Below are 9923 nucleotides of genomic sequence, written 5' to 3' on the forward strand. Positions count from 1 at the left end.
ACCTCAACTGCACCGTCTCGGGCTGGGTCAAGACGTGGAGGCTACTGACGCTGTTGGTTGCTGAACAGCAACACGCGGGTAAATAGAGAAAGACTGAGTTTCGACTGCTTCGATTTATCATCATCAGACGTGTCATTATCGCCAATGTCGTAGAATCCGAGGCTGAGGCCAACCACTGGATTAAAAGAATTTTGGTCCTTCAAGAAGAAAATTCCCATACTCGGAGTGGTACGCGGTTTCGTAAGGGCTGATTTGGGATAGGACTCCGTTGTTTGGGACAGCAATACGCCTACGTTGTCAAGAAAGTGTGGTACCAAATAGAGATCAGTTACGAGGGATCTAGCAGCCTGCTCCTTGTAGGTGCCTGTGTAGACGGTTTCCTTCGTAACAATCTTGCGCGTTGTGCCATTAGTGGGGTCAACAACTTGGCGCGTATCCTCGCGCGTGCTTTCATCGAGTTTGTCGAAAGTATTAGTACGTTTCCAACCATATGTAGCACCTCCTAACACCGTAAACTTCCATAATCGAGCTTGCCAATAATTCAGCCCGATACTAAGGTCAGGTGCACTAAAGGTTTCTTTTTGTATCTGCTTATCGAAAATCGTATCAGGTAAGAAGCGCTTAAATTTGGAGCCTGCGAAACCTGCATTCAGCACAAACCAAAGGTCACGCGCCGGTACGGTGTTATCGAGTAACCTGCCGACCACCCGCTCCCGCTCATTCACGTCTTCGATCTTACTAGCTGCATCTAAGGCAGTTTCTAAAGATGCGCCTAGACCCTGTTTGAAAATCTGCCACCCAAAGCGAGCCTTGGCTGATGCACCGGTCACTAAATCGCCACTCTTAAGAATGGATGCAATATCATTCTTGATTTCCCCAGCCGCTGACAAGCCGAAGAAGACATCGTGCTTGTCACCTCGTGGTGAGTAGCTGTACAGGTTCAAATCAGCCTTTTTCTCCAATGTGGAGAAGGCTAAGAAGCCAAGGCTGGTGGCGGATGTTTTTTTGCCATCGTCCTTCTTCTCTTCGCAGCAGCTAGTCGCTTTCTTCTCAACTCCTTGATTGTTCAGACTTAGCGAGGAGCCACCAATTTGCTGCTGCAGTAAGTACTGACCGTGGGCTGACTGAGCCAAGGTTAATCCCGTTGCTAGAATTATCCAACTCCAGTGTCGGTATGTTTGTGGTGCACCTATCATGTGGCTTTGTTCTCTAATTGCTGGCGATTCCTGCTCCTGCCGCACCGGCAGGAGCAGGAATCGGCACACGAATTTCCTTCACAAAAGCCCCGTAGCCATTATTGTTGAACGTTCCCCCGCTCAGAGAAAAAGGACCAGCTTTGCGTCCATCAATGGTAACTTCCATCGTGCAGGTTGTTCGCGGGTTACCAACTACCACGACTAATAAGTCCAAGTCGTTGTCAGCTTCAATATGAAAGTCGTTGAACTTAGCCTCCCATTTTCCTTGGACAAGACGGAAATAATCGTCCGGCTTGAGTCGGCGGCCTTCTAGGTTGCAGTAGTCTACCCAGCGTGCGGCAGAATCGATGGAGATCAATAAATTGACAAGCGGCATGGGTGAAGGGTTTTGTTGAATATTTTATTTGCCTTAAACATAAATATTGGCTTGTCTGCGCGCACTACAGATACAGTGCTTAGTATGGATAGGTCTAGACAGTTATCGTGTTATCTGAAGAGTTTCCACACTGTGCTGCATTTCAAACTTAAAAGTGCAAGCCCCTGACTTCTCCCTTACTCTACTAAAATCAATATTTTCAATTGTCAGCAACTGAAAATCTGAAATCATCTCGCCTTGGAGTCTATCAAGTGGTATCTTATACGGGTATACTGTAAAGCCTTTATACTTATTACCATGATCAGTTTCAAACGAATATGCGCTTGTTAAAAGCGTCATGTTATCGCCAAAAGGCATTTGCATTGCATTATGTGGGGTAGAAATACTTGTAACTTCTTCGAGTAAATCTAGGTGAATGTGCCCTGTAAGAATCTGACTCCTACTAACTAGAGTATTACCTTCACGGTGACCATGAGAGGAAGCGTTGGCATAACCAACTTCCCGGCCCTGTTCGTCATATATCCCAGCTTGTCGCCATGCCAATGCATGAAAGCCATCGGAAAGGGTATGGATATTTTTAGCTCTTCCTTGCTGCTTTGCACAAACCCCAAGCATTCTATCACAACAGATTAGAATAACAAACGCTGGGTCCCAGTGCATTGGGACATTGTCCATCTGCATCTGCATCTCGTAACGCCCGTTGTCGAAGTCAGCCAAGCCAGTACCAATAACTTCAAGAGGAGTATTATTGACACAGCCTGTCAATTTGTAATCTACATCGAGTATGTTCATGGCTATGGCGTTTAGGGGGTACCTCAGTTCGTGATAGGTTAGCGCTAAGCACTTTTTTTGTAAGCTATGGCACATCAGTGTCAGCACTGAATGTTTAATCAAAAGGTTCAAGCCTTACCATCGGACCATAATGGCTGTCACACTTTCCAGGCTCCGTTTAGAAAATGTGACAGCTACCCAGGAAGGGTGCGCCGGGGCCCAACCGCGGACAGGGCCCGCCGGTAGCGACCGGTAGCAGCGCGGCTATTTGTGGCAGTCCGAACGAGGCGTATTGTATTCCGGCCGCCTCGTGTTCTCCCAGTGTAGGTGTGGCCCGCGAGCATGGGTTGATGCGGGCCTGCAGGGATCCTCCGACCATTGCTCCTGCTCTTCCTGAAAGACGTGGCCACCGCATGGTGGCAGCGTTCCCATCGCTCTGCTGCACCGCCTTCCCCTACTCCTCGTTTACGGTGCCGCTACTGGCGCTGGTATCGGCGCTGATATCGGCACCAGTTATCCGTACCGATTCGGCGCCGCTACCCGCTACCGAGAGTGGCAGTATGCTATCATGCCGACGCGTTTTATAGACGCTCCTTTATGTAATGTAACAGCTCTTATACTTTCTCTCCACAACCATATATTGACGCTGAAGGCCTCAATCACCGCTCATGCAAATAGCCTACTTTTCCCACAGCTACCGCCCCATCGATACCTATGTGGTAGATCACTTCGCGAAGCTTATGCGCAGTGCAGGGGTAACACCTAGCCTCGATCCACCGTCGGACAAAGTCAACGCAGCCAAATTAGAACGGCACCTCAATGCTAGCGACGGCATGGTTGCCGTTCTCACCGTACGCGACGGCGGCGTGTCGGCCCACATCCTGTATGAAATCAGTTTGTGCCTACGCGCGCGCAAACCCCTGCTGGTATTTGTCGAAGACTGTCTGCCCAACCATTTGGTGCCACAGCGTATCCTGCAGTACCGTTTCTCACGCACCTCGTTGTTGCGGCAAGTCAGGGAGCATCGCCATGCGTTTCAGATCCTGAAGCAGTACATCGGAGCTGAGCCTCCTCCCCGTTACCAACCATCTGCTTTACGCCAAACGTGTATGTTAATTGGAGCAAGTGCGCTAACTCCCAATGACCTCTCAACAACCTGTCATCACCTTAACATCAGCGGATACGAGCTTGCTGTTTTAGCCCAGGCACCTGAACAGTTGAAAGAGGGCGATTTACACGAAGCGATTGCTAACGCTAACCTAGCGATTCATATAGTCGATGATCTGTCGCCCACAGTGAATTATGTCGCGGGCATTGCGCGTGCAACGCTGGTACCAACCATTTCTTTGACTTGTGAACCAGCGTATAGCTATGATAGTACTGTACCAAGGGAATACCAACCTAAATTCGTCGCGGCCGATCAACACCTCGCTTTGGAGTCTGTTTTGTTGGAAGAGTTGCGCATCTTTAGCCAAGACTTTCTGGACCTGGATGACCAAGCCGAAGTGGCCAAGTATGCCGACCTTCTGCTGGAGTACGGCGCCCCACAGCGCAGACGCGAACCCGGCGTACGCAATTACATCATCGACACGGTTAATATGAACGATCAATACAACGTCAACCAAGCAGGCGCGGTGGGCCCGAATGCCCAAGTGCATAACTCAACCTTCAACCAAGTTACATCGGGAGTTAATGACAACGTCGATGTGCAGCAACTCGCCAAAGAACTGACGGCGTTGCGCGAAGCCTTGAGCCGGCACGCTACAGAGCCTGATCAGTACATCGAGTTAGGGACCGTAGCCGCCGCAGAGAAAGCGGCCGCAGCAGGGGACAGCAACCAAGCTTTGCAGTACCTGAAGAACGCAGGCGCCTGGGTGTGGGATACTGCGACGAAGGTTGGGATAGGCATTGCCATTCAAGCAGCTAAAACAAGCTTAGGCATATAATGCGTGTGCTCCACCGCTCTATCATCTATCGCACAAGCTTTTCACTAACGTAGTGACTTGATCACTGCTGTATGATTTGGTGTCCGTAAAAGGGTATCTAAAACGCCCGTTTTACGAGCACACCAGCACTATGCGCAAACGCCCTAGAAACGCCATGTTTCTAGGGCGTCGTGCCCCTCCCTTTTCTGGACATGTTAGAGCATATTGAGTAATAGGCGATGCGATTGAGTACGATGTGCGCCGGGTGGTTCCAAGAGGCGTGGCTTTTTGGTAGGTGCTCGTCGTCCACTACGAGGCCGCAGAATTAGTTGAGCAAGGCAAAGGTTCGCTCGACGACCCAACGCTGAGCTACGGGAACAAAGATTCAGGCCGAAGGCGGACGACTGACAATCGGCTCGAAAAGGAAACATACTGCTAGATTCTGCTAGATTCCGATAATTAAAAGTTATCGGAACCTATGAGGTTGTGAAGTAATAGATCGAGCTAGGTATGATCCGAGCATTTTTTAAACAGTGGCTCCACGGGCCAACACGCAGGCATTGCTACAGTATCTTAGACAGGGTTCCGTTTTTCTTGGCGCGTAGCAAGAGCACCGCTTGTAGGAGCATCTGCTTGCACTGAAGCTGTTTAGGAAGTCGATTTTCGGCTGATACGTCGCAGAAACGAGACGACAAAAGCCAACCAGTGAAAGGCTAACCAATCCTCGACGGTTGTCTCATAGCGCACGAGCAAGGTCCTGAAGCTGTCGAGCCAAGCGTGGGCGTGCTCGGCCATCGTGCGGCGGCGGTAGAGTTGCTCGTCGAAGTAGACGTAGTGCTCGTCGGCCGCGCCGTTCTTACGCAAGTTGCGGGCTAGGTTGGCTTCGATGCCGCGCCGGGCGCAGGCCTGGCGTAAGCTGCTGGCGTCGAAGGCGCCGTCGGCGTTGAGAAACAAGCCATCCAGGTCGATGTGGTTCGTTTCGAGCAGTGCGCAGAACTCGGCGAACAAGGGCTCGATCTGGAACAAGTCGTGGTGGTTGCCCGCCTGCGGCGTGGCGGTGACCAGTGGCTGGCCCCGGTTGTCGGTGAGCAGCAGCTGGGTGCGGGTGAAGGCTTTTTTGCGGCCTTGGTAGCCGACGGCGGCCCCGCCGTTGTTGGCCGGCGTGTGCGTGCCGTCGAGCTGCACGCTGGACAGTTCCAGCAGGTGCTTGTAGCGGCGCAGCACGCTCAGTCACAAGCGCTTCCACGAACCGTCTTTGCGCCGCTGGTTGAAGCGGTAGTACACTGTTTGCCAGGCCAGCGGGGCTTGGGAGAAGAACTGCTTGACGGGTACGAACCGCCATTGGCAGCCGGTCTTGAGCTTGTAGAGGATGGCCTCGACCACCTCGAGCGGGTCGACGCGCAACGGGCGTCCGCCCGTGCGCAGGGGCAGGTGCGGCAGCATACAGGTGCGGGTGCTATCTTTGGGGAGGACTTCCATGGCGGAGGGAAAGGAGATGGGTCGCACCTCAGATTTCCCGCTTTCGTGGGAGTGTTTGCCATTTAAGCTTGGGCCAAGCCCCCCTTCTTAAACAGCTTCACTTGCTGTAGCATTTGGTGCTGCGTCGAAAGCGGGCCAGGTAGTGGCGCAGCAAGCTGTTGCAACCCTCCACCGAAGTGGTTTCGGCTTTGCTGCGGTAGTGTATGTGGATCGGCACCAAGGCCCGGTACGGCCGGTAGAAGTCCGTACACACGAGCTGAAACGAGTGCCGGGCCGACGAGGCAAACAGCCGTGCACCAGTAGCTTCTTCGCGCGCCCCGACCACCTCATCCAGCACCTGCTTCCGCTCACGGTCGACGGCTAGCCAGACCCAGCAGGCGTTTTTTTAAGCTGGGCATAGCTGTGCAACTCGTCCACCTCGCCGATGCGCACGTCCTGCCCGGGGCCTCCGCCGCCTGCTGCTCCGCCCGCCGGCCGTAGGCCCGCATCCACCGCAGGACGGTCACGTTCGACACGTCCAGCACCCGCCCGATGGCGCGTAGGCCCATGCCTTCCAAGTAAAGCCTGAGGGCCAACTGCCGATGCTCGACGGAGTAGCCCGTGCCCGTGCCGCACGTATAGTTGTAGCCACACAAACGGCAGCGGTAGCGTTGCTCGCCGTTCATGCGTCCATTTTTGCAGCTCGACCCACTGCCACACCGCGTACACGTCATCTTACAAGATACAACTATCCATGAGGTCGTAGCAATAACCTCGCGCTATACGGGGGCCTGCGCCACGCGCTGGCGCAAGTCCAAGGAATGCGCTTGTATACTCCCACTTACATACTTGGATGGTCAGCAGCTACACTGTGTGAATATGTTATAAGTTCACTAGTTCTTTCAATACATCTATCGATTTATCAGTAAGAGTTGAATTGTACCAATTAAAACACATTCCATCAGAACTCATTCGAAAACACTCAACTCCTGACTTGGCTAATTCAGTCTCTTGATGAATAATTATCTGTTGAATTTTATCATCAGTTAACGGCTCTGCTACAAGTATAATTGAACCTAAGTAGAACTCATCACTTTCAATGATCGTTTTCATTTGTTCAAACGTAATAGTAGCTAGAGATGTAATCAAATATTTCGCTCCATTAAATATTCCTTCTTGTTCTACCGTTCCTAATTCATATCCTATGCTGTATAAATAGTTAGGCCCAGTAGTAAATATGTAAAGCGATCTATTCTTACAATAATTATACATTAGATTAGATATACCCTTTACCCACGATAACCAACTTACTGGATTCATCTCATCAATAGGACAGCACACTTCCCAAACTTGGTAATTTTTAACCTTATTCATTTTTTTGTCATTTTTTGAATTGTGAAGTCAGCCGATTCTTCTGCAAGCCAAGAAACGCCAAGAGCTCCTCCTATTCCACCAACTATTCCACCTACGAAACCTCCAGCGGGTACAGTCACTTCTGCCAAAGGTCCTCCTAATAAACCCAGTGTGGCTCCAACTTTAGTCCCTAATATGGCTCCTCCCCAAGCACCAGCCCATCCACCTGCTACACTAGCTGATGTTTTGATTGTGTTAGTACCTATTCCATTATCTTGATAAACAGCGTTTCCAATGCGTACTACATCTGTCGCAATTGCCAGTGGCTTGACAACCTTACCAACCCCATCTAATGTTTTGCCTGTCGTTTCCAGAGCTGATAAAGTTTTAGCTCCCCCTGGGATTGGATGATGAAGTTTTGAACCTGGTGCCCCATTAATATGTGGAAAACGTGTCACTGCATCAGGTTTGTCGAATCTAACGACAGGTATACCTACCGGTTTGCCATTTTTTATGCGACCTAAAGTATTGTCTTGGATGCCAAATCGTGTGTCCCCTCCAGTAGTTTTCACTACGCCTGTTTGTCTATCCCTCATTTTGTAGATACTATATCTCTGATTAAGTCCTGAGTTAAGGCCTTTTGCAACATTACCAGTAGCTCTCACTGGCGGACATCCACCTGGGCACCGTCCATCCAAGTCATTATAACGCACGGCATTATCCAACCCAAACTGGTAGGTTCCCCAGCTTTCCTGGTCGGCTTCCTCGGCGTCGGGGTCGACGACGCTCCAGCGCCCAAGGGTCGGGTCGAAGAAGCGCCAGCCGTGGTCGTGCCAGCGCAGGCCGAACTCGTCCTGGCGCTCCTTGCCGTTCCAGGTGTGCTTGTTCTCGGCCGTGGGGGCTTGGTTGAGCCCGGCCATCTCCAGGCCGTAGGGGTCGTACTGGGTCTCCTGCACCTGCAGCCCCTGCCGGTGCTCGACGGTGATGTCGTCGAAGTACACCTCCTCCAGGCTTTCGTTGCCCACGTAGACGGTCACGAAGCCGGCCCGCGGCGCCACTACTTGCGTGAACAGCCGTTCGTAGCCCCCGTTGGCCGCGGCCGTGAGCGGCACGGTGTGCTGGGCCACCAGGTTCGAGTCGGCGTCGAAGACGAGCAGGCGCGCGTAGGCCTTGGGCACGCCGCCGGGCAGCTGCGGCAGGGCCGGCACCAAACCCGACAGTTATCGATTTGGTCTGTTCTTCTTGGCGCCACAGGCAATCCTAAGTCTATTTGATGCTTATTTAGATTTTAGATGAAGTAATAGCTCTTCAAGCGAACTCGCGATTTTTGTTGGCTCGTAATCCATTGTCATCCCAATAAAAGGAAACTCTACTATGTCGCATGCCTTATCAAAGGCATAAGCAGTATCACCTCCGTCTGAACCAAATATTTGGTATCCAGGAGCAAACTCTTCTACAGAGTAGTCAACATTTAAATCTTTTATTTCCTCGCTTGGCCATATTACTAGGTAATTCTCCCCTACAGAACCTTCGCCTCCGTTTGTTGCAGCCATAAACTGTAAATAATCCAAAGGAGGACTTTTAAATATGTCGACAATGGTTTTTTCAATTTCAGCAGTTGGGATATCTACAGCCGTATTTGGGGTAAAATCCGTGAAAAATTGAGTGAGTACTGTGTTCATTTCAAAGATTTTTGAAGGTTGTTCCACCAAGTTGTGTATTGTGCGTGTTCCTTCCTTGTTAAAGGTACTTTGTTGTTTGGATCTGTTGGGCTTCCACCAAATTTAACTGGCTGTATTTCGTGTATATCCTTCCCTTTTAGGGCTGGATTTTGCTTGTGAATTTTAGCGTTTGCTTTATTAGCTGACGTGCGTGCTGTAGCATAATCACTGCCTTCGAGGAGTCTGAATGGTCCCTTAGGTTTAGGTACTCCTCCATGCGGGTATCCACTCCAGTCTGATATAGAAAACTCACCACTAGTTGCAACCTTTACAGCTTTCTTTCCTGCTTGCGCAACAGCATTAGCAACAACGGTTTTGCCACCAGTTTTGGCGAAGAGCAGTCCACCTTTCAATACACTACCTGCGCCGCCACCTGCTACTAAAGAACCGACGTTAGCTACGTCAAGCAAATCGGAGCCAAGATTTGCTGCCAACTCGCGTCCGTTTGTGGCCGGCATGCGTGCATACATTCGAATGCGACCGTCCTCGCCAAGGGAGGCCCGCTTCGTAGGCATCATGCCAAAGCCTCCACTGGGTGTCATGTCCCCCATGAACATTGCGGTGTTAACTGCTGACACAGCCAACCCCGCAGCTGTGCTGTAGAGCATGCCCGCCACGGTGGGTACTTCTGGGTCGCCTGGTGCCCGCCCGTCGAGGTCGTTGTACCTAACAGCATTATCCATTCCGAAGTGGTAGGTGCCCCAGCTTTCCTGATCGGCCTCCTCCGCGTCCGGGTCCACCACCACCCAGCGGCCGAGCTGCGCATCGAAGAAGCGCCAGCCGTGGTCGTTCCACCGGAGGCCGAACTCGTCCTGGCGTTCCTTGCCGTTCCAGGTGTATTTGTTCTCGACGGTGGGCGCTTTGTTTAAGCCGGCCAGCTCCAGGCCGTACGGGTCGTACTGGGTTTCCTGCACCTGCAGCCCCTGCCGGTGCTCCACCGTCACGTCGTCAAAGTACACCTCCTCTTGGCTTTCGTTGCCCACGTACGCCGTCACGTAGCCGGGTTGCGGCACGACGACGCGCGCCAGCAGGGGTTCGTAGCTACCTGCGCCCTCAGCATGACATGTGCCCTAAGGCCACTGTCAGTAGCCTGAAATAGTCAAAGGTTAGCGCGCTAAGTTGC

At 51.7% G+C, this 9923-nt stretch carries 11 protein-coding genes and 1 pseudogene; 1 reads left to right on the forward strand and 11 read right to left on the reverse strand.

Features of this window, described 5'->3' with window-relative positions:
- Positions 1-41: 41 nt before the first annotated feature.
- The 3 genes from OIS50_RS19705 to OIS50_RS19715 all read right to left on the reverse strand — a co-directional run bounded on the left by OIS50_RS19705 (position 42) and on the right by OIS50_RS19715 (position 2364).
- Entirely contained in the window at positions 42-1133 is a 1092-nt protein-coding gene (locus OIS50_RS19705; RefSeq protein ID WP_264694587.1) for a hypothetical protein, read from the reverse strand.
- A 76-nt stretch (positions 1134-1209) separates the two neighbouring features.
- Positions 1210-1572 (reverse strand): hypothetical protein, encoded by a 363-nt coding sequence (locus OIS50_RS19710; RefSeq protein ID WP_264694589.1) that lies wholly within the window; start codon positions 1570-1572, stop codon positions 1210-1212.
- 102 nt (positions 1573-1674) lie between these two features.
- Positions 1675-2364, reverse strand: a complete 690-nt coding sequence (locus OIS50_RS19715; RefSeq protein ID WP_264694591.1) for a hypothetical protein — start codon at positions 2362-2364, stop codon at positions 1675-1677.
- A 647-nt stretch (positions 2365-3011) separates the two neighbouring features.
- Here OIS50_RS19715 and OIS50_RS19720 point away from each other — a divergent pair.
- Positions 3012-4289 (forward strand): hypothetical protein, encoded by a 1278-nt coding sequence (locus tag OIS50_RS19720; RefSeq protein WP_264694593.1) that lies wholly within the window; start codon positions 3012-3014, stop codon positions 4287-4289.
- A gap of 627 nt (positions 4290-4916) precedes the next feature.
- Here the strand turns inward: OIS50_RS19720 and OIS50_RS19725 are convergent.
- From OIS50_RS19725 to OIS50_RS19750, 8 genes and pseudogenes are all read right to left on the reverse strand, one after another.
- Positions 4917-5492 carry a transposase gene (locus OIS50_RS19725; protein WP_264694595.1) on the reverse strand — a complete coding sequence of 192 codons (576 nt, stop codon included), beginning with the start codon at positions 5490-5492 and terminating at the stop codon, positions 4917-4919.
- A 6-nt stretch (positions 5493-5498) separates the two neighbouring features.
- Entirely contained in the window at positions 5499-5747 is a 249-nt protein-coding gene (locus OIS50_RS19730; protein ID WP_264694597.1) for a transposase, read from the reverse strand.
- 97 nt (positions 5748-5844) lie between these two features.
- A pseudogene (locus OIS50_RS20615) lies at positions 5845-6111 on the reverse strand (IS1 family transposase); the annotation flags it as partial.
- Positions 6095-6460, reverse strand: coding sequence for a helix-turn-helix domain-containing protein (locus OIS50_RS20620; protein ID WP_413617047.1), 366 nt, complete (start codon positions 6458-6460; stop codon positions 6095-6097). The pseudogene OIS50_RS20615 and the gene OIS50_RS20620, both read right to left, overlap by 17 nt.
- Positions 6461-6608: 148 nt before the next feature.
- A complete protein-coding gene (locus OIS50_RS19735) occupies positions 6609-7100 on the reverse strand; it encodes a hypothetical protein (protein WP_264694599.1) in 492 nt (163 codons plus the stop codon).
- On the reverse strand, positions 7097-8257 hold the full coding sequence (locus OIS50_RS19740; RefSeq protein WP_264694601.1) for an RHS repeat-associated core domain-containing protein: 1161 nt from the start codon (positions 8255-8257) through the stop codon (positions 7097-7099). The genes OIS50_RS19735 and OIS50_RS19740 overlap by 4 nt, the downstream gene beginning before the upstream one ends.
- A 99-nt stretch (positions 8258-8356) precedes the next feature.
- Positions 8357-8761 carry an SMI1/KNR4 family protein gene (locus OIS50_RS19745; RefSeq protein ID WP_264694603.1) on the reverse strand — a complete coding sequence of 135 codons (405 nt, stop codon included), beginning with the start codon at positions 8759-8761 and terminating at the stop codon, positions 8357-8359.
- Positions 8758-9795 carry an RHS repeat domain-containing protein gene (locus tag OIS50_RS19750; RefSeq protein ID WP_264694605.1) on the reverse strand — a complete coding sequence of 346 codons (1038 nt, stop codon included), beginning with the start codon at positions 9793-9795 and terminating at the stop codon, positions 8758-8760. Before OIS50_RS19750 ends, OIS50_RS19745 begins: the two co-directional genes overlap by 4 nt.
- Positions 9796-9923 lie beyond the last annotated feature (128 nt).

The sequence above is a fragment of the Hymenobacter sp. YIM 151858-1 genome, assembly GCF_025979705.1.
GTDB lineage: Bacteria > Bacteroidota > Bacteroidia > Cytophagales > Hymenobacteraceae > Solirubrum.

Coding starts and splice junctions, on each gene's coding strand:
- OIS50_RS19710 (WP_264694589.1), bottom strand. CDS start 1,572: ATGCCGCTTGTCAATTTATTGATCTCCATCGATTCTGCCGCACGCTGG.
- OIS50_RS19715 (WP_264694591.1), bottom strand. CDS start 2,364: ATGAACATACTCGATGTAGATTACAAATTGACAGGCTGTGTCAATAAT.
- OIS50_RS19720 (WP_264694593.1), top strand. CDS start 3,012: ATGCAAATAGCCTACTTTTCCCACAGCTACCGCCCCATCGATACCTAT.
- OIS50_RS19730 (WP_264694597.1), bottom strand. CDS start 5,747: ATGGAAGTCCTCCCCAAAGATAGCACCCGCACCTGTATGCTGCCGCAC.
- OIS50_RS20620 (WP_413617047.1), bottom strand. CDS start 6,460: ATGACGTGTACGCGGTGTGGCAGTGGGTCGAGCTGCAAAAATGGACGC.
- OIS50_RS19735 (WP_264694599.1), bottom strand. CDS start 7,100: ATGAATAAGGTTAAAAATTACCAAGTTTGGGAAGTGTGCTGTCCTATT.
- OIS50_RS19745 (WP_264694603.1), bottom strand. CDS start 8,761: ATGAACACAGTACTCACTCAATTTTTCACGGATTTTACCCCAAATACG.